We start from the raw sequence: 26,511 nt of genomic DNA, 5'->3' as shown, positions 1-26,511 counted from the left end.
TTTCAGGTTGAGTGGGATCTTCCCACTCTTTTTTTATATAAAAGGGAATGAATAAAATGAAAAAAATTAATTTAATGGCAACTTGTTCTGCTGGTTTAGAAGGCTTAGTAAGAGATGAGTTGCGGGAATTGGGATACGATCCAGAAGTTAAGAACGGAATGGTTCTTTTTACTGGAACGATTACTGACATTATTAAGGCTAATTTATGGTTAAGAACTGCAGACCGAATTAAAATTATTGTGGGTCGTTTTAAAGCGACAACTTTCGACGAGTTGTTTGAGAATACTAAGAGGTTGGATTGGGAAGACCTGATCCCGATGGATGGAAAGTTTCCAGTCGAGGGACGTTCACAAAAATCAGTTCTTCATAGTGTTCCGGACATTCAAGCCATTACTAAAAAAGCAATCGTTGAAAAGATAAGTAAATTTTATCATCGCCGCACCAGATTACCTGAATCAGGGGCACTATATCCACTTGAAGTTCGGGTTAATAAAGACGAAGTTATGGATACACTAGACACTACTGGCTCTAGTTTGTTTAAACGTGGATACCGAGTTGCAAAGGGTGAAGCCCCATTAAAAGAAAATATGGCCGCAGCTCTAATTCTTTTAACAAATTGGCATCCCAAACAAATGCCATTTCTGGATCCAATGTGTGGGTCGGGGACCATCCCAATTGAAGCGGCTTTAATTGCTAGAAATATTGCACCAGGTTATAATCGTGAGTTCGTATTTGAACACTGGGATTGGGTGGATCTAGAACTTGTAAAGAAAGTGCGTGCCGATGCAGATTCAAAAGCTGATTATGACACTGAGTTTGATATCATGGCCTCTGATGTTAATGAACAAATGATTAATTATGCCAAAGTGAACGCTGAGGAAGCTGGTTTACTTCATGACATTCAGTTTAAACAAGTGGCCGTCCAAGACTTTCATACCGATAAACAAGATGGGGTTTTAGTTACTAATCCGCCATATGGTCAAAGAATGGGTAATACTAAAGAAGCAGCTCAGCTTTATCATGACATGGGAAAGGTGTTTATTCCTATGAAAACTTGGTCTAAGTATTACTTAACCAGTGATTTAAATTTTGAAAAAGAATATGGCAAAAAAGCCACTAAACGACGTAAATTGTACAATGGACGAATCAGAACGGATTATTTCCAATACTGGGCTGAGCAAACTTTTAACAAGAAGGACAAGTAATTGAAAAGAAAAATTGCGATTATTGGTGGTGGAATAGTTGGTTCCACCATTGCATATTACCTAAGTCAACTTCCAAATGCTGATGAACGAGAGGTAACGATGTTTGACGATAGTTATGGGCAAGCAACCAAAGCAGCTTCAGGAATCATATCACCATGGTTGTCGAAACGTAGAAATAAACAATGGTATAACTTAGCAAAGGCTGGAGCTAAGTTGATTCCTAAAATTGCTGATCAAACTCAAATGAATTCAGCAACTTTTAATAGTAGTGGGACCATCATTACAAAACAAGATAATAACGATTTAGATGAGCTTTATGCTTTAGCTAAAAGAAGGGCTCAAACAACTCCTGAGATGGGAAACATAATGAGGTTAGATAAAAAAGAAGTGCAAAATAAAATTCCCATTCTTACGATTACTCACCCAGGAATTTTTGTTTCCGGAGGTAGTCGGATTAATGGGAATCTCTTCTGCAAGCATTTAGTTGCAATCGCCAAAAAACGAAATTTGACTCTTTATAAGGGCAGAGTGATACTTACTAGTGACCATACCATTAGTTTTAAAGATCAACTATTAAGTTTCGATCAAATTGTCATAGCTACCGGTGCTTGGGTAAAAGAAACACTTGCTCCTCTTAACATTAAAGTAAAAGTCAGACCTCAAAAAGGACAACTGGTAGAATTAAAAGTATCTGATATTCCAGCTCATGAGAACATGCCGGTGATGATGCCAGAAGGAGAATATGACTTTATTCCGCTTGGACACGGAAAATTGATTATTGGAGCTACTCACGACGATGAAAAGGGCTTTGATTTAAAAGAGGAACCAAAGGTTAATGATGAATTGCTTAATTCAGCCAAAAAATTAATTCCTACCTTGGATTATTCTGATATTATTGGTAGTAGAATGGGAACGAGGGCTTATACAGATGACTTTGCTCCTTTCTTTGGTTCAATCCCCAATTACAAAGAATTGTTGATCGGTAGTGGTCTTGGATCGTCGGGTCTAACTACTGGACCAATGATTGGAAAATTATTATCGGATTATATCGTTTTTGGCACTACTAAAGACTGGGATATGTACGAAAAACCAATCTCTAACTACGTTAATTAATTAGAATGAAGAGCTTGAAAAGCTAATTCGTGAGCACCTAGATTTTGAGTGTCTGGAATCCATTTAGTTAACACCATTGCGAAATGATTTTGTAATTTAACGATTTCATCAACGTATTTTTGATAATGTTTGGCGTATTGTTTATTAAGACTGTCGCTTAAAATGGAACTGTCAGTGTAGTACAGGACAGTAATATCACTTGGATGCTTGTTAATACTATTTAAATGATCACAAAGCTCTCTTAGGGCAGTGAGGCATGCTTTGAATTCACCAATATGATTATTTTTTGCTTTACATTGCTTTTTAATTTGAATTTGTTGTTTCTGATGAAGAATTAAAATTCCAATTCCACATTGATTACTTTTAGGTTTAATAGCTGCATCAGAATATAATTTATACATTAATAAATTACTCCATTCGTTTAATAAAGAGGTTTAGACTATGATAACTCAAAAGAGAAAATTTTTGTATCAACCAAATATCACTACTAGTATTATCTGCTGGAGTTGGACGTTTATTATTTTGCTAATTGGGGTGATCATTTGGTTAGAAATAACTCACTTTCAAGAAATTACATTAGGTTTTTTTATTGTTTTTATCCTACTATCATGGATTCAAATTCATTTTAGAAAGTTAATCTTATCAAATAAGACATTAACAGTGCGGAGCATGTTTCATCCCAAGGGGATTCAAATGAATATTAAGGACATTATTGATATTCATTCCAAAAAATTTCAATTATCTTTCAACTATAAGAATAAAAACTATAATTTTATACTTCCCAACAATTCTATCATCGAATTAAAAGAAGCTTTTAGCACTGAAGTAAAAAAATAGAGGGTGTATGAATGAAAACTGACATTGAAATATCACAGGAAAGTCAATTGGATCCGATTCAAGATATCGCAAGTAAACTTTCGATTCCCCAAAACGAAGTTGATCCATATGGAAAGTACATGGCAAAAATATCAGGTAATACTCGTGATCGACATACTAAAAAGAAACTGATTTTAGTAACTGCTATTAATCCCACTCCGGCTGGAGAAGGGAAATCCACTGTATTAATTGGTCTTGGCGATGCGTTAAATCAACTAAATAAAAAAGTTGCCATTGCTTTGCGGGAACCTTCTATGGGTCCTGTGATGGGAATGAAAGGTGGAGCAGCCGGAGGCGGATTTGCTCAAGTTGAACCAATGGTGAACATTAATCTTAATTTTACGGGAGATATTCATGCTTTAACTTCGGCTAATAATACTTTAGCAGCACTGATCGACAATTCGATTCAACAGGGAAATCCTTTACATTTAGATCCACGTAAAATTCAGTGGCACCGAGCGATGGATGTTAACGATCGTGAACTAAGAAATATGGTGATTGGACTAGGTGGATCTAAGTCCGGCGTTCCTAGAGAAGAGCATTTCGAAATCACAGCTGCAAGTGAATTAATGGCCATTTTGTGTCTATCAACTGATTTAAATGATTTAAAAGAACGTATTAAGAATATTTTAATTGGATACACTTATGATAATGAACCAGTTTTTGTTTCAAATCTGGGGGTTGAAAGTGCTTTAACAATTATTTTAAAAGATGCGATTAATCCTAATCTAGTTCAGACATTAGAACATACCCCAGCGTTTGTTCATGGGGGGCCGTTTGCTAATTTAGCTATGGGGTGTAACAGTGTTCAAGCTACTAATGTGGCTCTTAAAGTTGCTGATTATACGTTAACTGAAGCAGGATTTGGTTCTGATCTAGGTGGTGAGAAATTCATGGATTTGGTATCACCACACTTAAATGCAGATCCGAGTGCAGTCGTTATGGTTGCATCAATTCGTGCTCTAAAATTTAACGGTGGGATTAGTAAAGAAAACTTAGCTATACCAAACGTTAAAGCATTAAAATCTGGAGTAAAAAATCTTGATCATCATATTAAGGCAATGAAATCCTTTAACAAACCAATTATCGTCGCCATTAATCAGTTTACTGATGATTCCCCTGAAGAAATTAAGTGGTTAAGTGATCATTTAAAGAAACAAGATGTTGAATTTGGTATTAGTAAGTCATTTCTTGAGGGTGGTAAGGGTTCAATTGACCTTGCTCGAAAATTAATCAAACTTGTTGATAATAATGCATCCATTAATCGAGTTTACAATGACGAGGATTCCTTGATTGATAAAATTAATAAAGTCGCTAAAAAGATTTATGGAGCAAAGGACGTCGTACTTTCTGGGAAAGCCATGAAACAATTAAAGGACATTGAAAGAAATGGATGGGATAAACTACCAATCTGTATTTCTAAAACTCAATATTCTTTATCAGATGACCCCAAAAAATTAGGTGATCCAAGTGGGTTCACTTTGCATATTACTGAATTATTACCGAAATTAGGAGCAGGATACATTGTGGCGATGGCTGGAAAAGTAATCACTATGCCGGGATTGCCTAAGCATCCAGCTGCAGCAGAAATGGATATTGATAAAAATGAAAAAATCACCGGATTATTCTAAAAAACAAATCTTGGCATGGATATGTTTTGCACTAATGTTTTTTATTCTCCTGATTTTTGATCAAATTTCGAAATGGTGGATTCGGATTAACATTCCACTTGGAAAAGAAATTCCATTCGTTCCTGGAGTTATATCATTGACTAATATTAATAACACAGGTGCTGCTTGGAGTTTTCTTGCTGGGAAATCTTTCATTTTTGAATTCATCGCCACTGGAGCTGTTTTGGTTTTTATGATATTTATTTACATCGAAAGATATCATATCGGATACTTGTTTGGTTTAACGTTGATGTTGGTTGGAACGATTGGTAATTTGTTAGATCGGCTGTTTTTAGGAGCAGTTACCGATATGATTCAATTAGATTTTATAAACTTTCCAATTTTTAACGTAGCTGATTCGTGTGTAACGATTGGTGTGATTGTCCTGTTCTTAGTTATTTTATTAGCAAAGCCTGAGAGTGAGAAAAATGCAAAATAGAGAATTTAGAGCTGACAATGAAAACGAGCGACTTGATAAATTGGTTTCGGATCACTATGAAGATTTAAGTCGTAGTCGTGCAAATGAATTGATCAAGGATCATTTAATTTTAGTTAATGGTGATACTAAAAAGCCAAAATACAAATCCCAAAATAATGACCTCATTCAAATTTCTATCCCTGAACCTAAACAAATGAATTTAGTACCAGAAAACATTAAGCTGGATATTATTTATGAAGATGATCAGGTAATTGTGGTCAACAAACCACAAGGTATGGTAGTCCATCCAGCTCCCGGTCATCCTGATCATACGTTAGTTAACGCGCTGTTATATCATACAAAATTATCTTCTATTAATGGAACAGTCAGACCAGGAATTGTTCATCGCATCGATAAGGATACTTCTGGATTGTTGATGGTAGCTAAGACCGATATTGCTCATAGATCATTGTCCAAACAACTAAGGGAGAAAACTAATCGCAGAAAGTATTTAGCGTTGGTTCATGGTAATATTAATGAAGAACGCGGTACCATTGATGCTCCGATTGGTAGATCTTTTAAAGACCGCAAGAAACAGGCAGTAATTCCTGGCGGAAGGAATGCCATCACTCATTTCCACGTTCTTGAACGGTTTGGTGGGAAATATACTTTAGTGGAATGTCAGTTAGAAACCGGAAGAACTCATCAAATTAGAGTCCATATGAAGTATATTGGTCATCCACTCGTTGGCGATCCACTTTACGGACCTAAAAATACCATTAAAGGGAAAGGACAGTTTTTACATGCTGCTGAACTGGGATTTAAACATCCAGTTACACATGAAGAACTCAATTTTAAAGTTCCAGCACCACCAATTTTTCAAAAAACAATCGATCAATTAAGAAAACAGTATTCTGATATCAGTTAAGGAGTGACATTTATGGCAAAAGAGAAAGTTGTAGTTGATGGCATGGCCATGCAACGTGCTTTGACACGAATCACTTATGAAATTATTGAGAAAAATAAAGGTATCAACGACTTAGTTTTAGTTGGTATTAAGACTCGTGGAGTTTATTTGGCAAGAAGAATTGCTAAACGCTTGGAAAAACTTGAAAATGCTAAAATTCCGGTTGTGGAACTAGATGTAACCAAATATCGTGATGACTTAAAGAACCGAAAAACAAAGCCTAATCCAACTAATAATGATGGGGTAGACATTAATAATAAAAATGTAATCCTAGTTGATGATGTGTTATACACTGGCCGGACTGTCCGGGCAGCATTAGGAGCAATCAATGAAATGGGAAGACCGAAGAGAATTGGTTTAGCTGTATTAGTTGATCGTGGTCATCGTGAACTACCAATTCGGGCTGATTTTGTTGGGAAAAATATTCCTAGTTCAAAGGACGAAAAAGTTAATGTCTTGGTTTCAGAAATTGATGATCGTGATTCTGTCGAAATCGTTTCTAACAAGTAAGGGACCTTCATTATGACTAAAAGATATTTAATCCTAAATGATGGCACTTCATTTGTGGGAAAATCGATGGGGGCTGAATCAACCGTAACGGGCGAGATTGTTATGAATACGAATCTTAATGGCTACCAGGAATCAATCACGGATCCAATTTATCACAATCAAATCGTGGCATTCACACAGCCTTCAGTTGGAAATATCGGAATCAATCGAAAAAACTATGAGTCTATTTTGACATCAGCTAAGGGTGTGGTTGTTCATCATAGTGAAGATATTTCAACTAGTTACTTAAAAAATATATCTTTAGATACATTTCTTAAGCAACGTAATATTCCGGGGATAACTGCAATTGATACTCGTTATCTTTTGAAATACATTATGGCACATGATATTTCAAAAGCGAGTCTCGTTGATGTTAATGATGAACATGCATTTGATCAGTTAAATGCAGCCGTTTTAAGTAATCAGCAGATTCAACAGGTTGCCACACCCAAACCTTATTTGGTCCCTGGGAATGGCAAAACCGTTGCGGTACTTGATTTTGGCTTAAAAGAGGGTATTATTCGTCAATTATCTCAAAGGAATTGCAATGTAATTGTGCTTCCCTTTGACACTTCATACCAAGAAATCATTGATCTTGACCCAGAAGGAATTATTTTATCAACAGGGCCTGGATCTCCGCACGAAATTGATGAAAGTGTTTTAAAGACGATTGCTAAATTAGAACAGGCACTTCCAGTTTTTGGTATGGGATTAGGGCATGAATTGTTAGCTATGGCTAATGGAGCCAGTGTTTATCGAATGAGACTTGGACACCATGGAAGCAATCATCCCATTCAAAAAATTATTACTAATCAAATTATTTATGCTAATCAAGCTCAGGATTATGCCGTAGATCCAAATTCTATCGACACATCAAAACTAATTGTGACATACATAGACTTAATCAATGGAACAGTTCAGGGAATTAGGCACCGTGACTATCCAAGTTTCTCAGTTCAATTTTCTCCGGATGGGTCTAGTGGTCCAACTGACAGTATTGACTTATTTGATGAATTTCTAGAAAGTATCACAGCTCATGGGAGATAGCCTAATGAAAGACGATATCAAAAAAATCTTAATAATCGGAGCAGGACCGTCTGGAATTGGTCAAGAATGTGAGCTTGATTCCGCTGCATTTCAAGCACTAAAGGTTTGGAAGAAAATTGGGATTACTACTTTTCTTTTGGATAATAATCCATACTCAGTAATATTACAGGAAATGAATCCTGATAATATTTCCATTAAACCTGTTAATACTGAAAATGCTAAACATGTTATTGAAACAGAGAACATTGATGCAGTTACCTCAGTTTTCGGCGGAGTTAATGCACTAAAGGTTATTCAACGCTTAAATAAAAATGGAATATTAAAAGAAAATAATGTAAAAATTATTGGTTTAAATGATGATAACATTGATCTGTTTAACAATGAAAATCGATTGAATCAAAGATTAAAAGAATATGGGATTCCCACCCCTGATTATTATATTGTTGATAATTTTGATGATTTAAGGAATGTAATTGATAAAATTTCATTTCCAATTTCTGTTAGACCGTTAGATCCTAAAGTTCGACAACAACGGTTGATTTTTCAAAACATGGAACAAATAACTAACGATGCTGATACCATCTTTGAGGAGTCAAAGTCTAGTAAATGCCTAATTGAACGGGAAATTGTCGGCTACAAAGAAGTTGGAACGGTTTCACTGCGTGATACAATGGGGACAAAATTGATGGTATCTTCTTTAGAAGATATGAATCCAGTCGGAGTGAACTCAAATGATTCGGTCGTTTATACCCCGGCACAAACTTTAAGTGATACCCAGATTCAAATGATGCGATCAATTTCATTTCAGGTCATGGACGTTTTGGGAATCAAGGGCGTTTGTCATGTACAATTTGCTCTGAATACTGAAACAAATGATTGTTTTGTTCTAAAGGTAAATCCTAGTTTTAACATGAGTACTACCTTAGCAGCAAGATCAACGGGATATCCGATTGCCTTAGTTACCTCACAATTATTATTAAATCATCCAATTACTAAAATTAAGTTACCAGCACGTTTTCATAAATTTACGACGGTGCTTCAACCAATCAGTGATCATATCACGGTAAAAATCCCCATCTGGCCGTTTGAGCAATTACCTGATGCTGATTCAAGGCTTGGAACTAAAACCAAATCCATTGGATCAGTAATTGGGGTAGGTCGTAGTTGCGAAGCCGCTTTGTTAAAGGCCATTAGAAGTTCGCAATCGAGTCCAAAAGATGTTTTGCCAAGTTATTCTGAACTTTCCGAAGATGAACTAATTTCACAATTAATTCACCCAACCGATATCCAACTCCCAATTCTATTTGAAGCCCTCTCACGTCATTATAGTATTGAAGATTTACAAGAATTGACCAAAATTGATCAATTTTTCTTTGTGATCATGGCAAATATTGATAAGAGTCGATCGTATATTTTTAAACACCAAAATGACGCTAAAGCTTTCAGGTTAGCTCATGAAATGGGATTTGGTGATGGAATGTTGTCATCCATTTGGCATACAGATATCAATCAACTTCGTCAAAAGGATTCTTATAAAACCTATAAAATGATCGAACCAACGGCTGGAGAATTTCCCGAAAAAATTAATTCCTTTTATGCTAGTTATGAAATTGACAACGAATCTAATCAAATCGGGAATAACACCGCACTAGTAATTGGAAAGGGTAGAAATAAAATTGGCCCCAATATTGCTTCTGATTTCTATACTAGTGAAATATTAATTCAACTTAAAAAGATTGGATTTGACACTGTAATTTTAAATAATAATCCTAATTCTGCCTCCTTAGCGCCAATGATGAGTGACAAGCAGTACATTGAACCAATTCAACTGGGAGAAATTTTAGACGTCATTCAAACTGAGAAACCCCAATACGTCTTTCTGCCGGGTAATCGTCACTTCCTAATTCGTGAACTTAGCAAGTATCATGATTTCAAGTTGGTGGTTTTACCACCAAATCAAAAAGATGCAGTTTGGTATGGATCTCATGTTGATTTTGCGTTTGATTTATTAGTAACGGAGAACAAAATAGTTCCAATTTCAACCGTGGGGTTTAAATCCGGTGATGGAAACGATGACGATATCAGTCTTCAAACAGATTATTATGTTCCTTATGGTAAAGATGTTTTGAATGTGGAAGGGCTAGTTGAACGAGCTAAGGTAGCGGTGAAAAATCAAAGTCTTCATGGACTAGTTCAGGTTCTTTTTTACAGGGATCAAGACAAGATTAAAATTACTGGTGTGAGACCACTTCGAATTACCGAGACCGTTCTTTTAAATATGTCCACTGGAATTAACTGGATTGGGGTGCTGGTCAGGATGGCAACCGGACATTTAAATATTGATAAAATTGTAAATACCGTTCCCAAAATTGATTCTTCAACACACTTTACGGTGATGCAGGCTTCTTTCCCATTTAAGCAACTTGGAGTGTACGATTATCAAAAAGACCGATCACTCGAGTCAGGGGCTAAATTATCAATAGGTCATACTATTAACGAAGCAACCAACAAGTTATTGAAGTAAAAAAACAAGATACTAATTAGTATCTTGTTTTTTACTATTCTCTCTTAAATGTTTAACAATTGCTTCCGTTGGCGTTACGTAAATCGTATTTTGCCCCCGATAGGTAACAAAACCGGGTTTCCCTCCATTGGGCTTTTTTACAGCTTTTACTTTAACGTAATCAACTGGCACGTTGGCAGATGCTCGTGCTTTGGAAAAATAAGCAGCCAGTTCAGCAGCTTGAAGAATTGTCTGTTCAGTTGGATTGAAAGATCTAATTATTACATGAGATCCGTGGATATTTTGGACATGAAGCCAAGTATCACGTTTATCTGCTGTCCGAAGGGTAAGTTGATCATTTTGTAAATTATTTTTACCAACCAAAATTATCTCACCATCATCTGAGACAAACTTTTCAGGTTTGCTAACTTTAGTTTTATGATGTTTACTGTTACCTTTTTTTGGCTTCCTAATGTATCCACCATTTTTTAATTCTGTCTTAATGTCATCTAAATCACGTGGATCCGCGATTTCAATTTGGGATTCAATACTCTCAAAATAATCAATTTCATCCTGACATTCCTTGATTTGCTTAACTACATATTCCTTTGCATTTCGCTTTTTATCGTATTTTTTAAAGTATTTTTGAGCATTTTCAGAAGCTGAGAGGGAAGGATCTAGTGAGATAATGATCTCCTTATTATTATTGTAAAAATTGGGTAGTTTAATCTCTTTAGATCCAACTTTAACTTGATTTAAATAAGTCGTTAAAATCTCACCTTTAACCCGTAGGTCATCTGCATGCTCAGATTCTTCTAAGGTATTTTGTAATTTTTTAAGCTTTTTCCGATTCTTTTTTAATTCATTTTTGGTAATTCGAATTAATTGTGACCCTTGTTCTCGAACTCGCTCATGTTGAACCTTAGTTTGGTAATATTCATCTAACATTTCGCTTAAAGTTTTAAATCTTTTATCCGGCTGAATGCCGTTATACTGAAATGCTGAAAATTGTAATTTTCCCTTCATATCATCTCCAATAATAGGTTCTGGATTTTCGAAATGATTAAAAAATTTCCAATATTTTTGTTTTAAAGTTGATCCAGATACATGAAGGGCACTTGCGAGCGCATAGGACGTATCAGTCCCAAGTCCTTGAAGATATTTACGTAATTGAGTAGCAAATACATCTACATTTGGAAACTCACGATTGATTTTTTCAATTTGTGTAAATTCTTTTTCGTTAACTTGAAATGGATCAATCAGATCTTGTTTTGGGGGTTGAATATATTTAGATCCTGGAAGAATGGTTCGGTATCGATTTTGAGCAGATGAAATTCTTCTAACTGAATCAATTATTGATGAATCTTTAGCTTGAACTAAAATGATGTTACTATGACGTGCCATTACTTCAATGACAAGGACTAATTCCTCAATATCACCTAATTCATTCCTTGTATTAAAATGAATGTGAATAATCCGATCATTGTTTACTTGATGAATTTTGCTAATAAAACTTCCACTTAAATGTTTTCTTAACGTCATTGCAAAGTTAGTTGGAACTTTCGGATTTGTAAAAGGGACTTTTGTAATTTGTACTCGAGCGTATGAGGGATTCGCTGATAATAATAACTGATAATTATTATGATTAGAACGAATAGTTAAAATAATTTCATTAGGGTAGGGCTCGTTTATTTTTGAAACACGTCCGTTTAGTAATTTGTTATTTAATTCATGACTCATTGCATGTGTAAATGATCCGTCAAATGACATATATAACACTCCTTTTGGCTTCATTGTCCAGTATAACTTATATTGTTGAGTGGTAGCACATAAATATTAAATCCGTAATCTTGTATTAGGCAATTAATGGTATAATATTTTACGGAGGAATATCAATGAAAAATAGTTTAACTGCTCTTAGAGTTGTTGGAAAAATGCATCAACAACAGCTCCAAGCTCTTACCAAAAAATCAAATCTTACTATTTCAGAATGGCAATTGTTAATTGCCATTGATGATGGCTATACGACCCAAGAATCGCTTTCTAAGTCAATGAAATTAGATACATCAACTTTATCGCGACAATTGAAACGATTAGTTGTAAAAGAAATGATTCAAAAGAAAGCCATTGGGCAGGATAAACGCCAGTTAATATACAGTATTACTGATAAGGGTAAGAAGGCATGTCATCAAATTAGTAATGACTACGAAGATCTTTCCACACAAATTTTTAATCAGTGGACTGATGAAGAAAAGAATCTTTTAAAGATTCTCCTCAATCGATTAGAAACAAGTATGAAGAAAATCCGTAAATAGGTTAGGTGAAAGAAATGAAGACAGCGATTGTTACTGATAGTACATCGTATTTATCTAAGGAAGATATCAAAAAATATAATGTTCATATTATTCCAATCTCCGTAATCTTCAACGGTAAAAGTTACCGCGAAGGAATTGACATTACAAATAAGGAATTCTACCAAAAGCTTAAAGAGTCACCCAAATTACCGACGACTTCACAGCCGCCAATTGGAGCACTAATTGAAGAATATAATAAATTAGCTGACGATGGTTATGATGCAGTGATTAGTATTCATTTAGCTTCAACCATTTCTGGCATGTATCAAGCAGTTTGTAATGTAGCCAAAATGATGGATAACATCAAAATTTATCCTTTTAATTCTGGAATTACTGTTGATCCAATGGCTGCTTTAGTGAAATATGCAGCTAATTTAGCACAAAATAATGTTCCTCCAGAAGAAATTATTCAAAAACTTAAACTTCTTCGGTCAACCATTGATGAGTTAATTGTTGTCGATGATTTAGATAACCTAGTGAAGGGCGGGCGTTTATCAAATGCAACAGCATTTGTAGGTGGACTATTAAACATAAAGCCCATTTTAACTTTTGATAACCAAACTGATGAGATCGTAGCATTTGATAAAGTTCGTTCTAAGAAAAAGGCACTTAAACGTGTTGAAGATTTATTTTCTCAAGCAGTATCAAAAGCCAATTATCCAATTGAAGTTGCTGTAATTGATGCCAATAACCCCAAAGAAGCTGATATTTGGCAGAAATCCATTCAAGAAAAATATCCAAATATGAAAGTTACCCGCGGATCATTCGGACCAGCAATTGGAACCCATTTAGGTAGCGGAGCTCTTGCATTAGGATGGATCAAAGATATTAATAGATAAAATAAGTTGGAAATTAAAGAACACCAAAAATGGTGTTCTTTTTAATATATATTTATAGAGGGAACCACTTAATTATTTATTCTTTTTCTAGTTTACATAATATATATTATACGAAGTAGACTTAATTTTAAGAAAAGACCAATTCATACTCATTTTAGATTATCATCATTTGTATAACTTTGAATTGATTTTGCAACTTCATCATTTGGATTCACAATAATTTGATCTGACTGTAGATTCATCTACTTTTAAAAGTTTTCGCGAGTAATTCTTGATCGTTACTATCGTTTCCAAACGCAATCTAGTTTCTAATAGTTGCTATCGGTTATAATTCTTAATGTACTGAATTTGTTAATATTTTGAGCTGTCAGGTCAATATTCTTTTCGCCAAAATGACGTATTTTGTTTAATGAATACTGTATTTTATCAATTAAGTCACTATTTATGTCCAATAAGATGATTTTAACGGCTTTTTTGATTGATGAGATAGCTACATTTTCAGCTAATTGATTTGAGTCTAGTTGCTTAAATATTGGATTTAAAGCGCTTACTTTATCACTGTAATTCCAATTATCATCAATTATGTAATTTAAATCGTATTTTTTAATGATATTTTTAGTCAATTGTATATCACAATTACTAATGGGTTTTATTGAATAAGTATGACCATTTCTTGATACAAGCGCCCCGTTTGCACCTATTAATGTCTTATTTTTAAATGTTGGTACGCTTGAAATTAGATATCTGATTGGCCTGGTTGAATCAAAGATAATTTCATTACGTTTTGCTAGTTGTTTAATTGCATTTACAATTTCTGAATTTATTTCAACACCATTAAAGCTCAACGTTCGGTCAACATCAAAGTCTTATTTAAATAGTTTCTATACTCAATGATACGCTAATAATGAGTGCTTTTAAATAACCTTCATTATTGGCTTGCTTTCAAAAAAAATAACAACAGCATTTGTTGTTATTTCATCGATTAAATTTTTGATTATTTTCAGTGGTTAAAACGGTCTAATCTAAATGGTTCTAAGTTATAAGGATTTGATTTTCCAAGAGCTTGATCACTTAATAGTTTACCAAGTACACTGGAAAATTTGAATCCGTGTCCACTTAATCCAGTTACAATTTGAATCTTATTCATGGATGGAATCCGGTCAATAATAAAATCACCGTCAGGAGAAAGATCATACGAACATGTACCACCATGGTCAATACCATCAGTCCCTGTCAAATGATGCTTTAGTAATGGATCGATTTCATCTAAATCTTCAGAATAATCGCCAAAATTGCCCCTTTCTTTTCTATTTTTAATCTTTTGACCACCCTGGTGACGTCCAATTTTAATGGTGCCATTACTTCCTGGGAAACCGTAATACTGAATAGCATTTGCAAGTTCTACCGTAAAAGCTGGGAACCCTTCATTTTCATTTAAACCGTTATCGGCGACGTTAAACCATGCAAATACCTTTCTTGTTGGCGTGATTGGTAAATTTGGCAATAGTTGTTTGACCCAGGTTCCTGCTGATAAAATGACATTTTTGGCATAAAAAGTATGATCTTGTGTTTTAATCTCAACAATTCCATTGTCTTGCTGATCAATCTTTCTAACAAAACTATCAAAGCTTTGGGTAACGCCATTATTTTTAGCACCTTCAATATATGTTTTAATAATTTCCTCTGATTCTAAATACCCTGCACCTGGCTCTAAAATCCCTTCGTATTGATCGTTAAAATTCCAGTTATGCCATTGATCGTGAATTTCAGTTGAAGTATAAGGAACAATATCAATATCGTAGTCATTGGCAGACGCTTTGATATTATTTAAAAATGCTGAATCTTTTGGCCCAACGGTCAGAACGCCAGTTTTATGGAAAAGACGTTTGCCCGTCTGTTTCTGGAGTTTATCCCATAATCTTTGAGCTTCTAGTAGTAGCGGGATATACTTCTCTCCCTCACCATAGGCATGCCGGATAATTCTAGTCTGCCCGTGATGTGATCCTAGTGTATGTGGAGGTTTAGCAATATCTAGCTCTAAAATATTGCTATTATTTTGACTGGCGTAATATCCTGCCGCCGAACCAACTGATCCTGTTCCAATGATTGCTAAATCAAAAATATTATCAGACATATTATGCCTCCGTTGTTTTATTATATTAAAAGAAAATACAAAAAAGCTCTTGAAACAAAAGTTTCAAGAGCTTGGACGAATAAACGCGGTACCACCGAGCCTTGATTGTCAGTTTTCTGCCAATCCTCAGTAACATTGCTAATTATATCTAGAATAAATTAAGCAGTGTATAGCGCTCTAATGGACGCCATCCAAATATGACTTGTAAATAACTTGTCTATATATGCTCCAAGACCATTTTCCTAAATGCCAATATGCAAACATCTCAGCGTCGCTTGCTTTCTGTATCATGGTTGGTTCAGTACTCATCTTTTCTTAGCATTTTCTTTAGACAATACATTATGCTTAACCAACGTTTTTGTCAATGATAATTAATCAATAATTTTTAAAAATTTACTGATGACTAATTCAAATCCCCATCAGCAATTTTTTCAAGCATTGGTCTTGAAGGGATGAAAAACGTTTGACCAGTTAATAAGGTTGAGAACGTTAACAAGAAATCATCTTCATCAACCATCTGTTGAAGCATGCCCTTAATAACGTGCCAGTATCGTGAATACGCAATAAAGTAAGTTCCTGTATCATTGTTAGCAGGATCAGAATAAGGAACATTCATCCTGACAATTTTTTGTTCAACTCCGTCAACGGATGTGTTTGAAGTTACATTATGGGCATTTTTAAATTTTTCTTCATCAGGTAATTCTAAGTCAGAAAATTTCTCTCTTCCAATGGCTTTATCTTGAGTAGTAGTATCTAGGTGATTCCAATAGTCCATGTTATGATGCCATTTTTGTGCAAAAGCATATGAACCATTGATAAATTCGGGATCTTCATCACCAATAAGCGCGTATGGAGCAACATCTTCAACTTGTGGAACTTCAGTCCCATCAATGAAACCAATGATAGCTCTTCCCTCTAAATATCTAAAACCATGAGTTTCGTTCACTACTTTAGTAAAATCTCTTAAAAAGAGCATGAATTGTGTAGTAACTTCGTATACAACGGCTTCAGTATTAGCACGAATATGAAGAAAGATATCTCCCTCAGATGATGGCATCGAATAGTTTGGACCATTAACGCCTGTAAAGTCCTCTAATTCTTTAGGTTTATTAGCCTTCGGAAACAAGTAATCCCAAGCTTTACTACTAAAACCAATGGCAACTCTAAGGTTTGCTTCAGGTTCTCTAATTCTCATTGATCTAATAATAGATTGTGAACGATCAGCAAAATCTTGGATTCCTTCTTGAGCCGCCTTTTGATCTTTTCTAGTTAGCTCTAAAGTGGCAAATTCAACGTTTTCACCGGTATCTTTCCAAACGTCTTGCGATTTATTTGGTCTTATCTTTTCTTCAGTCATTATAATACCTCCCAGAATATACTAAGTATTAGTATGAGATTAGAATCACTTTATTACTAATCTCATACCACTTTTATTTTACTACATATAACTAGTCATTAAAAAAGAATGTCAAATTGACATTCTTTTTGTTAACTTATTTACTTCTTCCAATGATCATCAATGAATTTTTTTCGTCCGCCACTTTCTTCGATGGCGTATCGAAGTGGATTCTTCTTGTAGAAGTCTTGATGGTAATCCTCAGCTGGATAAAACGGTTGAGCGTCTTCAATTTTCGTTACAATTGGTTCATCAAACTCGCCACTATTTTCTAATTCTTTCTTAGATTCTTCAGCAATTTTACGTTGTTCGGGACTATTCACGTAAATTACGGGACGATAAGAATCACCACGATCTTGGAATTGCCCCATTGCGTCGGTTGGGTCAGTTTGATGCCAATAGATTTCAACTAATTTTTTATATGAAATGATGCTCGGATCAAAGGTAATTTTAACTGCTTCTGTGTGACCGGTAGTACCTGAAGCAACTTGCTCATAAGTTGGATTTGGGACATGACCACCTGTGTATCCAGATACAACGGAAATAATTCCTGGCATCTGATCAAATGGTTGGACCATGCACCAGAAACAACCACCGGCAAAAATTGCTGTTTCTTTTTTATCACTCATTAATAAAGACCTCTATTTCAGTTATTTGTATTATTTAACAAACTTTTTGTATTTGCCATACCCTTCTTCGTCCATCTTATCATAAGGGATGAACTTAAGAGCGGCAGAGTTAATACAGTAACGTAAACCACCCTTGTCTTGCGGTCCATCTGGAAAGACGTGTCCTAGATGGGACTTAGAGTCTGCACCACGAACTTCTTGTCTAATCATACCAAAAGAAGTATCAGTATCATTCTTTAATTCGTCTTCACTAATTGGTTTAGTAAATGATGGCCAGCCACAACCAGCGTCATACTTATCAGCAGAACTAAATAATGGCTTACCATTTACAACATCAACATAGATTCCTTTTTTATAAAAATCATCATATTTGCCAGTAAATGCAGGTTCAGTTCCAGCATTTTGAGTTACGTTGTATTGCTCAGGTGTTAAGCGGTTTCTCAAATCATCTTTATTATTTTCAGCCATAATATAAACCTCCTATTTGTTTCTATATTTAATTTATATCTTATCCAATTAAATAGCAAACAATTTGTTTTAAACCAAAAAATCCACAATTAAGTGGATTTTTTATAACTATTCTTTTTCTAATGCATCAGTTAATGGGGGAACAACTTGCTTTTTTCTAGAAACGACTCCAGGCAAATTCATAATGTCATCATCATTGAATTTGTTATCAAAAGCTTGTTCGACCACGCTCTTTGGTTTCCCAACTACAATTAATTCTGAATTACTATCAAGAATATTGGTTACAAGCACTAAGAATAAATCATAGCCCTTATCCTTAGATTCGGCCTTCATAGCTTTCTTAATATCATCAGCACGTTTGGTAATATCGTCTAAATCGACAACGTTAATTTGGTCGATCCTGACATTCTTACCACCTAACGTAAATGACTTAGCATCTCCGTCAATAAGCTGTTGATCAGTTTTTGCGTCAACGTTAGTCCCGGCCTTAAGCATTTTAACGCCATAATCTTCGTAATCATCGATTCCGGCAATGTCCGCTAAAGCTTTGAGTGCATCGCGATCAAAATCAGTAGTAGTCGGTGATTTTAACAATAAAGTGTCAGAGATAATAGCTGACAACATTAAACCGGCTAATTTCTTGGGAATTTTAATACCCTCTTCTGAAAACATCTTAGTAATAATTGTACTGCAGCATCCATAAGGTGCAGCACGATAATACAAAGGTGCAGCAGTGTTAAATCCATTAATTCGGTGATGATCAACAACATCAGTTACGGTTAATTGATCAATATCACTTACACTTTGTTGAGGTTCGTTGTGGTCGACTAGCATTACTTTATCAACTTCAGGTTTTGCACGTTCAATCACACGTGGTGCCTTAGTATCAAAGTAATCAAGCACATACTTAGTTTCAGCATTGGGATTGCCTAAAGCGACTGCTTCTACATCATACCCGTCTTGTTTCTTCAAATATGCGAGTGCCATTGCAGCCACAATTGCATCCGTATCCGGTACTTTATGTCCAAAAACTAGTTCTTTACTCATGATTCTCTCTCCTCTTTTTCCATATTTCCAAGAGTCTCTGACGATCTCTAACTTCTATATTAATACTACTTAAGTATACATCTTTAGCCTGCTCATATTCTCCTACAAAACCACTAAATTCGTCAAATAATTTATTTAACCGCGGAATACCATCTTTAGTATCACGATAGACGGCAACGGCTTGAAGAGAAAAATCAGGAATAATATCAGTATAATAAGTATTCTTTCGAGCCATTTTAGTTCGATCACGTGTCATCATAAAGGTCTTCGGTAGAATGGTATTTAACCCAGATGATAAAGCAAATTCTATGATTTGCACTGGTCTTGTAAAACATACTTCCATTTTTGGCATTTCATAGCGCTTGGCGCTGTAAATATTCTTTAAAAATTGATTAAAGTAATAACCATTGGGAAAGCCTACCATTGGCCCAACAACTTTTTTAAGATTGATTTTACTTCCAATTTTACTTTTATCATGATGAACATAGCACAAAGTATCGTGAGTAATCGGTTTAATGGCCATTCCCTTCCAATTATGCAATTTCTCGTTTGGTAGGTACATAATGGCTAAATCAATTCTTCCACTTTCAAGATCAGAGATTAATGTTTGTTGAGTCAACATGTACATTTCAATTCGCAAATCTGGATTCTTTTCATAGAAATATAGGGCAAAATTTTCAAATATTTCATCTTCAATTGCAGAAAGAATTCCAACCTTAATTGTTCCACGGATTGAGCTTGAATATGATTCAATTTCATCAGTAGCATTATCAAGGATTCCATATACTTCCTCGGTAGCATTTTTTAAAGTATAACCCGCATCAGTTAAATGAATTTGTTTACCAACAGAATAAAATAAGTTAGCATGGAGCTTATTTTCTAATTTTTTAATTTGTTGGGATAGTGCAGGCTGTGTAATTCCTAAAATACCAGCAGCTTTTGTATAGTTCAGCGATTCAGATAATTGTAAGAAATATACCAAAGCCTTGGATGAAAATAATGATTCCCTCTTAGATTCTCTCAAAACTAATACCTCGCACTAACATTTATTATTATATTGTGTATATTATCACGAAATCACTATATTTACTATAGCAAATTATCAACTTGAGATTGTTTTAAAGTGTCATGAGCAATCAAAATTGGAGTTCCAATCATCTTCGTATTCATTACGGACGATCCATTTGACAAACGACCAGATGTTCCGTAGTCACCCAAGACCACTTCGTGTGAAGTCGCGTGATCAGTATAAATTTTAAGCGTTTCATCACTAGAATCAATTTTGATAAAATCAGCTAACAGATTACTTTTGGTTTTAAATTCCTTTAAGACTTTAATTCCTTTTCGTGCGCGGCTAGTCACTGGAATGTCGCTTACTCTCATCTTTTTAAAGTTCCCATTTTGGAAAACAACTCCAATTTCAGACTCATCATTTACAAATTGCATGTTAATGACGTGATCATCATCAGCCAAACTAATTGCCTTCACTCCTGTAGTCCTCGGACCATTCAATGAAACTTCCTGTAAGTCGTATCTAAGTGCCATTCCCTTTTCTGTCATCAATAAGACACTACCAGGATCTTCAACCCGATTGTATGAGACATTGACTACTTTTGATAGCGGTCCCTTCAATTTTTCATACATTGCAGCGCGACTTTTATAGGTACGACTGGGAAGTAATTTACTAAATTCAGTGCGCTTAATATGGCCAGCACTAGTTGTAATTACAAATTCACCATCTTGTTTACTTAGATCAGAAAAGTCATAAACAGCAATGATTTTCTCATTGGCATCAAGCCCATTCATTCTTGAGATATGTTCTCCCGTGTCTTTCCACTTAACGTCTTCGACTTCATAAACACGGCGATAAATCATATTACCCTTGTCAGTGAACATAAACAGCGAATCACGAGTGTTTAATTCATTTAGGTAAACGGCATGGTCATCGTCTTTTAAGCCGTTATCAGTGATCTCAGACGCATTAAATGAGCGAAGACTACTGCGTTTTAGATAACCATCATTACTTACCATTACCATTACATTTTCGTCCGGAAGCGTAACTTCCTCACTAACTTCCAGATTTTGAATTTTGTCTTCAATTTTAGTACGACGTGGATTACGGTAACGTTTTGCAATATCTCTAAGTTCGCTTCTTAAAACAGAGTCAAGTTCATCTGGACTTGCTAAAATAGTCTCATATTCAGCAATTTTAGCTGCCAAATCAGCGTTTTCTTTTTTTAATTCAGTAACATCTGTATTAGTTAGACGATACAATTGTAAGGCAACAATCGCATCCGCTTGTTTTTCGGAAAAGTCGTATTCAGAAATTAAATTATTTCGCGCATCTTGTTTATCTTTACTAGCACGAATGGTTTTAATCACTTGGTCCAAAATTGATAGTGCCTTAATCAAACCCAAGACAATGTGTTGTCGTGCATTGGCTTTATCTAAATTAAATTTAGTTCTTTTAGATATAACATCGCGTTGATAATCCAAGTAAGCAACTAAGATTTCTTTTAGAGAAAGCCTTTTTGGTGCCATATTGCTAATAGCAACGACATTAAAGTTATACGAAATTTGCAGGTCAGTATTTTTGAACAAGTAATTTAAGATACTAGTACTATCAACGTCCCGTTTCAATTCAATTGCAATCGTTAATCCTTCACGATCTGATTCGTCTCTTACTTCGGCAATTCCATCGATTTTTTTGTTAATTCTAACCTCATCAATTTGTTTAACTAACTGGGCTTTGTTAACTTCATAAGGAATTTCGGTTATCTTGATCATCTGTTTATTTCCACGTAATGCTTCGATTGAAGTTTTAGAACGGATCATGATGCGTCCCTTACCAGTTTCGTAGGCCTGTTTAATTCCGTCAAGTCCCTGAATGATTCCGCCGGTTGGAAAGTCTGGTCCTTTAACGTACTTCATTAGACTATCAAGTGTGGCATTTGGATGCTTTTGTAGATAAATTAATGCATCAATTACTTCACCGAGATTGTGTGGTGGAATTTCAGTGGCATATCCCGCTGAAATTCCAGTAGCACCATTTACTAGTAAGTTAGGAAATCTAGAAGGAAGAACGACAGGTTCATACTCCGTATCATCAAAGTTTAAAACCCAATCAACGGTATCTTTATCGATATCCCGCAACATTTCATCTGATATTTTACTTAAGCGAGCTTCTGTGTAACGCATGGCTGCTGGAGGGTCACCATCCATTGAACCATTGTTTCCGTGCATCTCAATCAACGGTTCCCGTAGTTTCCAGTCTTGACTCATACGAACCATAGCTTCATAGATTGAACTATCGCCATGAGGATGAAAATTACCCATGACGTTACCAACTGATTTAGCTGCTTTTCTAAATCCTTTAGAAGAAGTATTGCCATCCTTATTCATGGCATACAAAATCCGTCTTTGAACGGGTTTAAGTCCATCACGGACGTCTGGCAATGCTCTCTCTTGAATAATTGATTTAGAATAACGACTAAACCGTTCGTCCATAACTTCTGAAAGAGTTAAATCTTTAATTTTAGATCTATGTGCCATTTCATCACCTCCAAGCTAATTTTTCTCAGTATTATCTAAAATACTTCCGTCTTCTTCGAGATTAAATTGAACGTTATTTTCAATCCATTTTCGACGTGGTTCTACTTTATTACCCATTAAAGTTGATACTTGTCGTTCTGCATCAGCTGCATCATCGATTCGAACTCGAATTAAAGTCCTTTTGGCAGGATCCATCGTAGTTTCCCATAATTGATCCGCGTTCATCTCGCCCAAACCTTTGAAACGCTGTAACGAATATCCTGATTTAAAATCTTTAATGTCTTGATCACGTTCTTCATTGGTCCAAGCATATTCTACTTTGGATCTCTTCCCCTTACCATGTTGCAATTTATAAAGTGGCGGTAATGCAATATATACCTTACCTGCTTCAATCATTGGCCGCATGTATTTATAGAAGAAAGTTAAAAGGAGGATCTGAATGTGGGCACCATCATCGTCCGCATCTGTCATGATAATAATTTTGTCATAATTTGATTCCTCGATCTTAAAATCAGTTCCTACACCAGCTCCTACTGTGTAGATAATCGTACTAATTTCCTCATTTTTCATAATATCGGGAAGTTTAGCACGTTCAGTGTTTAGAACCTTCCCACGTAACGGTAAAATTGCTTGATGCTTTCGATCTCGTCCTTGCTTAGCGGAGCCTCCGGCCGAATCTCCTTCAACTAGAAATAATTCGTTTTCATTCGTATCTTTTGACTGAGCTGGGGTCAGTTTCCCAGAAAGGAGTCGTTCTCGTTTCTTTTTCTTTTTACCGTGTCGACTTTCTTCCCGAGCCTTTTTAGCAGCCTCACGCGCTGTGCGCGCATTGGTGGCCTTTTTAATCAAAGTTTTAGCAAAGTCACTATTTTCCATGAGGTAATAAAGTAATTGTTCTGAAACAACACTATCAACAACTGACCTTGCAATCGGGGTTCCCAACTTTTCTTTAGTTTGACCCTCAAATTGGAGCAGTTCTTCAGGTACTTTTAACGCTACGACAGCAGTTAACCCCTCACGAACATCGTTTCCCTCCAGGTTCTTGTCTTTATCTTTTAATAAATCAACTTTTCTAGCGTATTCATTGAAGGACTTGGTCCATGCACTCCTAAAGCCGGCTTCATGACTCCCACCGTCCTTAGTTCTCACATTGTTAACAAATGAAAGCATATTTTCGGTATAGCCGTCATTGTATTGAGCAGCAACTTCAACTTCGATGCCATCTTTTTTACCATCGAAATACATAACTTTTCCAAGGGTACTTTTGCCTTCGTTCAGATAGTCAACAAATTCCTTAATCCCATCTTTGAACTGAAATTCATCTTCACGAATCTTTCCGGGTCTTTCATCTTTAAGCGTTATTTTAACGCCCTTCAGCAAAAAGGCAGACTCACGAAGCCGTTCTGCCAAGATATCATAATTATAAGTTGTAGTAGTAAAGATGTCCGGATCAGGTTTAAATGTGACAGTCGTTCCAGTATGTTTATTGGTTTTTCCAATTTTTTTTAGGGTTCCAACAGGATGCCCACCATTTTTAAAATCTTCTTGATAAAGAGTACCATTACGGACAATTTGAACCGTTAAATGAGTTGAAAGTGCATTAACAACACTTGACCCAACTCCGTGCAATCCCCCAGAAGTTTTATATCCTCCTTGGCCAAATTTCCCACCAGCATGAAGAACCGTTAAAATTACTTCAGGAGTTGGTTTTCCAGAAGAATGCATTCCAGTTGGCATACCACGCCCATGATCAACCACTGTGATACTATCATCTTCGTGAATGGTAACGTTGATTTCATCACCATAGCCAGCTAATGCTTCATCGACTGCATTGTCAACAATTTCGTAAACTAAATGGTGCAATCCCTTTGAATCAGTAGAACCTATGTACATACCAGGTCGTTTTCGAACTGCTTCTAAACCATGTAAAACTTGAATTGAAGAGTCATCATACTCTTGCTTTTTTGCCTGTGTCATTAGGAAAGACTCCTTCTTTTAGTCATCGTTTTTAATAATAACCTATTTAAACTTGATTGCAAAGACGTTTTAAAGTTAGCTCATTTTTCCAAACTAAATTTTAAAATCATCTTTTTAATGATAGAATAAACTTTTGGGACTTATATATTACATTAATAATACGGAGGAAGATATGGTTAAATTTATTATTCTCCTAATCTTTGCTTATTTATTGGGATCAATTCCCAACGGAATTTGGATTGGCAAAGTATTTTTTCATATCGACATTAGACGACATGGCTCCAAAAATATTGGCGCTACCAACACTTATCGGGTACTAGGATGGTTTGCAGGAACCATTGTGATGATTCTTGATATTGCTAAGGGCGCCATTGCTACTTGGTTACCAATGCAGTTTGGAATCCATTCATGGTACCCACTCATTTTTGGACTGGCAGCGATCTTAGGCCATACTTATTCAATTTTTGATCATTTTCGTGGTGGTAAAGCAGTTGCAACTAGTGCCGGGATGCTTTGGGCATATAACTTCGTCTTTTTCTGCATTGCGGCCGGAACTTGGATTATCTGTATCTTTGTTACTAGTATGGTAAGTCTTGCTAGTATGCTAGGCTTTACCATTATTGTTATTGCATCATTATTTGAAAACGATCCAGCACTGACAATTCTAGCAATTTGTTTAACAATCTTTACTTTCTATCGCCACCGTAACAACATCATTAAGATTATTCATGGAGATGAAAATCTCGTTCCGTTTGGTCTTTATTACTGGTACTTAAAATACGTAAAGAAATCCATTCCTTCAAAAAAACAGCATAAATAAGGGGCACTCAACGAGTGTCCCTTATTTAATTTAATCTTATTTAGAAGAAAGTAATATCAAAATCAGCATTTAAGCTTTCGTTCGGGTCAAGTTTACTTATATCGGCCTTATCTTTTAAAAATCCAGTACTGCCTTCCTCATCAGCAATTCCCCACCATGGTTCTAAACACACAAAGGGAGCATTTTTAGGATAAGTTGACCAGATACCAATGTACTTACAGTCGTAAGCAGTCAAAGCGACTCCATGCTCGGTGACATCTGATTGGAGCATAACGGTAGTTTGCTCATTATCAGATACATCAAGCACCTTTGCATCATGAATAAATAGGTCACGATTTAACTGTAGTGGATTGTTCAGCGTTTTTTCAATTGGATGTTTAATATTACTGTATCCATTCTGATCAATTCTAACAGTTTTATAGTCATGCTTTGGAGCAATCGAGACCGAATAATCATCAAATGTTTCTTTCTTAGGAAACAATGGGACGTTGAATCCTGGATGAGCTCCTAATGAGAAATACATTGGATCTGGATTGATATTTTCTACTACCATTTCAACCGCAATGGTGTGTTCATCTAGCTCATAGTGAATAGATAAATTAAAGTTAAAGGGATAAATCTTTCTAGTAGCCGCACTCGAATGCAACATAAAATTGACTTCGGTTTGGTTGTGAGATTCGATCTCAAACTCACTATCTCTAGCAAAACCATGCTGATACATATGATAACTGTTTCCATCGTAAATATAATCATCATCTTGAAGTCGACCAACGATTGGAAACAAGATCGGTGCATGACGCTTCCAGTACTTTTTATTAGCACCCCAAATATATTCAGTACCGCTTTGATCCTTAACCGAAACAATCTCAGCACCTTTTTGATTAATTCGAACCGTTAAGTAATCATTTTTTAGTGTAACTGGCAATTTAATCCCTCCCTTTCTTTAT

At 35.5% G+C, this 26,511-nt stretch carries 23 protein-coding genes and 1 pseudogene; 12 read left to right on the top strand and 12 right to left on the bottom strand.

Annotation, left to right across the window (positions count from 1 at the left end; genetic code table 11):
* Window positions 1-56: 56 nt before the first annotated feature.
* Both AC6UDG_RS04055 and AC6UDG_RS04050 read left to right on the top strand, forming a co-directional pair.
* Window positions 57-1,205, top strand: coding sequence for a THUMP domain-containing class I SAM-dependent RNA methyltransferase (locus AC6UDG_RS04055; protein WP_500706506.1), 1,149 nt, complete (start codon window positions 57-59; stop codon window positions 1,203-1,205).
* Window positions 1,206-2,318, top strand: a complete 1,113-nt coding sequence (locus tag AC6UDG_RS04050) for an NAD(P)/FAD-dependent oxidoreductase (protein ID WP_500706504.1) — start codon at window positions 1,206-1,208, stop codon at window positions 2,316-2,318. It abuts the gene before it with no gap.
* On the opposite strand, the gene AC6UDG_RS04045 is transcribed toward AC6UDG_RS04050, so the two are convergent.
* On the bottom strand, window positions 2,315-2,719 hold the full coding sequence (locus AC6UDG_RS04045) for a reverse transcriptase-like protein (protein WP_500695657.1): 405 nt from the start codon (window positions 2,717-2,719) through the stop codon (window positions 2,315-2,317). The two genes, AC6UDG_RS04050 and AC6UDG_RS04045, sit on opposite strands and share 4 nt — an antisense overlap.
* A gap of 40 nt (window positions 2,720-2,759) precedes the next feature.
* On the opposite strand from AC6UDG_RS04045, the gene AC6UDG_RS04040 reads away from it, so the two are divergent.
* The 7 genes from AC6UDG_RS04040 to AC6UDG_RS04010 are packed head-to-tail and all read left to right on the top strand — an operon-like array spanning window position 2,760 to window position 10,369.
* Window positions 2,760-3,155: an EbsA family protein gene (locus tag AC6UDG_RS04040; RefSeq protein WP_500706502.1), complete on the top strand. Its 396-nt coding sequence runs from the start codon at window positions 2,760-2,762 to the stop codon at window positions 3,153-3,155.
* An 11-nt stretch (window positions 3,156-3,166) separates the two neighbouring features.
* The gene (locus tag AC6UDG_RS04035; protein WP_500706499.1) at window positions 3,167-4,825 is read left to right on the top strand and encodes a formate--tetrahydrofolate ligase; all 1,659 of its coding nucleotides are present in this window, start codon (window positions 3,167-3,169) and stop codon (window positions 4,823-4,825) included.
* Window positions 4,800-5,303, top strand: coding sequence for a signal peptidase II (lspA, locus tag AC6UDG_RS04030; RefSeq protein ID WP_500693746.1), 504 nt, complete (start codon window positions 4,800-4,802; stop codon window positions 5,301-5,303). The genes AC6UDG_RS04035 and lspA overlap by 26 nt, the downstream gene beginning before the upstream one ends.
* Window positions 5,293-6,210 carry an RluA family pseudouridine synthase gene (locus AC6UDG_RS04025; protein ID WP_500693747.1) on the top strand — a complete coding sequence of 306 codons (918 nt, stop codon included), beginning with the start codon at window positions 5,293-5,295 and terminating at the stop codon, window positions 6,208-6,210. Before lspA ends, AC6UDG_RS04025 begins: the two co-directional genes overlap by 11 nt.
* A 12-nt stretch (window positions 6,211-6,222) precedes the next feature.
* Complete coding sequence (pyrR, locus tag AC6UDG_RS04020; RefSeq protein ID WP_500693748.1) at window positions 6,223-6,759, top strand: bifunctional pyr operon transcriptional regulator/uracil phosphoribosyltransferase PyrR; 537 nt, start codon at window positions 6,223-6,225, stop codon at window positions 6,757-6,759.
* Window positions 6,760-6,771: 12 nt separating this feature from the next.
* Entirely contained in the window at window positions 6,772-7,845 is a 1,074-nt protein-coding gene (locus AC6UDG_RS04015) for a carbamoyl phosphate synthase small subunit (protein ID WP_500693749.1), read from the top strand.
* Window positions 7,846-7,849: 4 nt separating this feature from the next.
* Window positions 7,850-10,369 carry a carbamoyl phosphate synthase preATP-grasp domain-containing protein gene (locus tag AC6UDG_RS04010; protein WP_500706497.1) on the top strand — a complete coding sequence of 840 codons (2,520 nt, stop codon included), beginning with the start codon at window positions 7,850-7,852 and terminating at the stop codon, window positions 10,367-10,369.
* A gap of 12 nt (window positions 10,370-10,381) precedes the next feature.
* On the opposite strand, the gene AC6UDG_RS04005 is transcribed toward AC6UDG_RS04010, so the two are convergent.
* Entirely contained in the window at window positions 10,382-12,118 is a 1,737-nt protein-coding gene (locus AC6UDG_RS04005) for an Rqc2 family fibronectin-binding protein (protein WP_500706495.1), read from the bottom strand.
* A gap of 125 nt (window positions 12,119-12,243) precedes the next feature.
* Here AC6UDG_RS04005 and AC6UDG_RS04000 point away from each other — a divergent pair, with 125 nt between their 5' ends.
* Together AC6UDG_RS04000 and AC6UDG_RS03995 are read left to right on the top strand one after the other, a co-directional pair.
* Window positions 12,244-12,663, top strand: coding sequence for a MarR family winged helix-turn-helix transcriptional regulator (locus AC6UDG_RS04000; protein WP_500693752.1), 420 nt, complete (start codon window positions 12,244-12,246; stop codon window positions 12,661-12,663).
* A gap of 14 nt (window positions 12,664-12,677) precedes the next feature.
* Window positions 12,678-13,541, top strand: coding sequence for a DegV family protein (locus AC6UDG_RS03995; RefSeq protein WP_500706656.1), 864 nt, complete (start codon window positions 12,678-12,680; stop codon window positions 13,539-13,541).
* Between the two features lie 308 nt (window positions 13,542-13,849).
* Here the strand turns inward: AC6UDG_RS03995 and AC6UDG_RS03990 are convergent.
* The 9 genes and pseudogenes from AC6UDG_RS03990 to parE all read right to left on the bottom strand — a co-directional run.
* Window positions 13,850-14,392, bottom strand: a pseudogene (locus AC6UDG_RS03990) (HAD family hydrolase); the annotation flags it as partial.
* A 149-nt stretch (window positions 14,393-14,541) separates the two neighbouring features.
* The gene (solA, locus tag AC6UDG_RS03985) at window positions 14,542-15,675 is read right to left on the bottom strand and encodes an N-methyl-L-tryptophan oxidase (RefSeq protein WP_500706493.1); all 1,134 of its coding nucleotides are present in this window, start codon (window positions 15,673-15,675) and stop codon (window positions 14,542-14,544) included.
* Window positions 15,676-16,078: 403 nt separating this feature from the next.
* The gene (locus AC6UDG_RS03980) at window positions 16,079-17,032 is read right to left on the bottom strand and encodes a Dyp-type peroxidase (RefSeq protein ID WP_500706491.1); all 954 of its coding nucleotides are present in this window, start codon (window positions 17,030-17,032) and stop codon (window positions 16,079-16,081) included.
* 140 nt (window positions 17,033-17,172) lie between these two features.
* Complete coding sequence (gene msrA / locus AC6UDG_RS03975; protein WP_500696684.1) at window positions 17,173-17,700, bottom strand: peptide-methionine (S)-S-oxide reductase MsrA; 528 nt, start codon at window positions 17,698-17,700, stop codon at window positions 17,173-17,175.
* A gap of 30 nt (window positions 17,701-17,730) precedes the next feature.
* The gene (gene msrB, locus AC6UDG_RS03970; RefSeq protein ID WP_500706489.1) at window positions 17,731-18,168 is read right to left on the bottom strand and encodes a peptide-methionine (R)-S-oxide reductase MsrB; all 438 of its coding nucleotides are present in this window, start codon (window positions 18,166-18,168) and stop codon (window positions 17,731-17,733) included.
* Window positions 18,169-18,276: 108 nt separating this feature from the next.
* Window positions 18,277-19,215 (bottom strand): manganese-dependent inorganic pyrophosphatase, encoded by a 939-nt coding sequence (locus tag AC6UDG_RS03965; protein WP_500693759.1) that lies wholly within the window; start codon window positions 19,213-19,215, stop codon window positions 18,277-18,279.
* Window positions 19,208-20,239 (bottom strand): LysR family transcriptional regulator, encoded by a 1,032-nt coding sequence (locus tag AC6UDG_RS03960; protein WP_500693760.1) that lies wholly within the window; start codon window positions 20,237-20,239, stop codon window positions 19,208-19,210. Before AC6UDG_RS03960 ends, AC6UDG_RS03965 begins: the two co-directional genes overlap by 8 nt.
* A 65-nt stretch (window positions 20,240-20,304) precedes the next feature.
* Window positions 20,305-22,767, bottom strand: a complete 2,463-nt coding sequence (gene parC / locus AC6UDG_RS03955; protein ID WP_500706487.1) for a DNA topoisomerase IV subunit A — start codon at window positions 22,765-22,767, stop codon at window positions 20,305-20,307.
* 15 nt (window positions 22,768-22,782) lie between these two features.
* On the bottom strand, window positions 22,783-24,744 hold the full coding sequence (gene parE, locus AC6UDG_RS03950; RefSeq protein ID WP_500706485.1) for a DNA topoisomerase IV subunit B: 1,962 nt from the start codon (window positions 24,742-24,744) through the stop codon (window positions 22,783-22,785).
* A gap of 172 nt (window positions 24,745-24,916) precedes the next feature.
* On the opposite strand from parE, the gene plsY reads away from it, so the two are divergent.
* Window positions 24,917-25,564 (top strand): glycerol-3-phosphate 1-O-acyltransferase PlsY, encoded by a 648-nt coding sequence (plsY, locus tag AC6UDG_RS03945; RefSeq protein ID WP_500693763.1) that lies wholly within the window; start codon window positions 24,917-24,919, stop codon window positions 25,562-25,564.
* 40 nt (window positions 25,565-25,604) lie between these two features.
* Here plsY and AC6UDG_RS03940 read toward each other — a convergent pair whose 3' ends face one another.
* Window positions 25,605-26,489 (bottom strand): aldose 1-epimerase family protein, encoded by an 885-nt coding sequence (locus AC6UDG_RS03940; protein ID WP_500706483.1) that lies wholly within the window; start codon window positions 26,487-26,489, stop codon window positions 25,605-25,607.
* Window positions 26,490-26,511 lie beyond the last annotated feature (22 nt).

Source organism: Fructilactobacillus sp. X2R1C1, assembly GCF_059901435.1.
Note: the sequence above shows the minus strand (reverse complement) of the source record. Positions and strands in the feature narration are given on the sequence as shown.

Bases quoted from the DNA above. Each gene is read 5' to 3' on its own strand.
- AC6UDG_RS04005 (WP_500706495.1), bottom strand. From the start codon at position 12,118: ATGTCATTTGACGGATCATTTACACATGCAATGAGTCATGAATTAAAT.
- AC6UDG_RS04040 (WP_500706502.1), top strand. From the start codon at position 2,760: ATGATAACTCAAAAGAGAAAATTTTTGTATCAACCAAATATCACTACT.
- AC6UDG_RS03980 (WP_500706491.1), bottom strand. From the start codon at position 17,032: ATGACTGAAGAAAAGATAAGACCAAATAAATCGCAAGACGTTTGGAAA.
- AC6UDG_RS04000 (WP_500693752.1), top strand. From the start codon at position 12,244: ATGAAAAATAGTTTAACTGCTCTTAGAGTTGTTGGAAAAATGCATCAA.
- lspA (WP_500693746.1), top strand. From the start codon at position 4,800: ATGAAAAAATCACCGGATTATTCTAAAAAACAAATCTTGGCATGGATA.
- AC6UDG_RS04045 (WP_500695657.1), bottom strand. From the start codon at position 2,719: ATGTATAAATTATATTCTGATGCAGCTATTAAACCTAAAAGTAATCAA.
- AC6UDG_RS04055 (WP_500706506.1), top strand. From the start codon at position 57: ATGAAAAAAATTAATTTAATGGCAACTTGTTCTGCTGGTTTAGAAGGC.
- AC6UDG_RS03965 (WP_500693759.1), bottom strand. From the start codon at position 19,215: ATGAGTAAAGAACTAGTTTTTGGACATAAAGTACCGGATACGGATGCA.
- plsY (WP_500693763.1), top strand. From the start codon at position 24,917: ATGGTTAAATTTATTATTCTCCTAATCTTTGCTTATTTATTGGGATCA.
- solA (WP_500706493.1), bottom strand. From the start codon at position 15,675: ATGTCTGATAATATTTTTGATTTAGCAATCATTGGAACAGGATCAGTT.
- parE (WP_500706485.1), bottom strand. From the start codon at position 24,744: ATGACACAGGCAAAAAAGCAAGAGTATGATGACTCTTCAATTCAAGTT.
- AC6UDG_RS04025 (WP_500693747.1), top strand. From the start codon at position 5,293: ATGCAAAATAGAGAATTTAGAGCTGACAATGAAAACGAGCGACTTGAT.
- msrB (WP_500706489.1), bottom strand. From the start codon at position 18,168: ATGGCTGAAAATAATAAAGATGATTTGAGAAACCGCTTAACACCTGAG.
- pyrR (WP_500693748.1), top strand. From the start codon at position 6,223: ATGGCAAAAGAGAAAGTTGTAGTTGATGGCATGGCCATGCAACGTGCT.
- AC6UDG_RS04035 (WP_500706499.1), top strand. From the start codon at position 3,167: ATGAAAACTGACATTGAAATATCACAGGAAAGTCAATTGGATCCGATT.
- AC6UDG_RS04010 (WP_500706497.1), top strand. From the start codon at position 7,850: ATGAAAGACGATATCAAAAAAATCTTAATAATCGGAGCAGGACCGTCT.
- AC6UDG_RS03995 (WP_500706656.1), top strand. From the start codon at position 12,678: ATGAAGACAGCGATTGTTACTGATAGTACATCGTATTTATCTAAGGAA.
- AC6UDG_RS04015 (WP_500693749.1), top strand. From the start codon at position 6,772: ATGACTAAAAGATATTTAATCCTAAATGATGGCACTTCATTTGTGGGA.
- parC (WP_500706487.1), bottom strand. From the start codon at position 22,767: ATGGCACATAGATCTAAAATTAAAGATTTAACTCTTTCAGAAGTTATG.
- msrA (WP_500696684.1), bottom strand. From the start codon at position 17,700: ATGAGTGATAAAAAAGAAACAGCAATTTTTGCCGGTGGTTGTTTCTGG.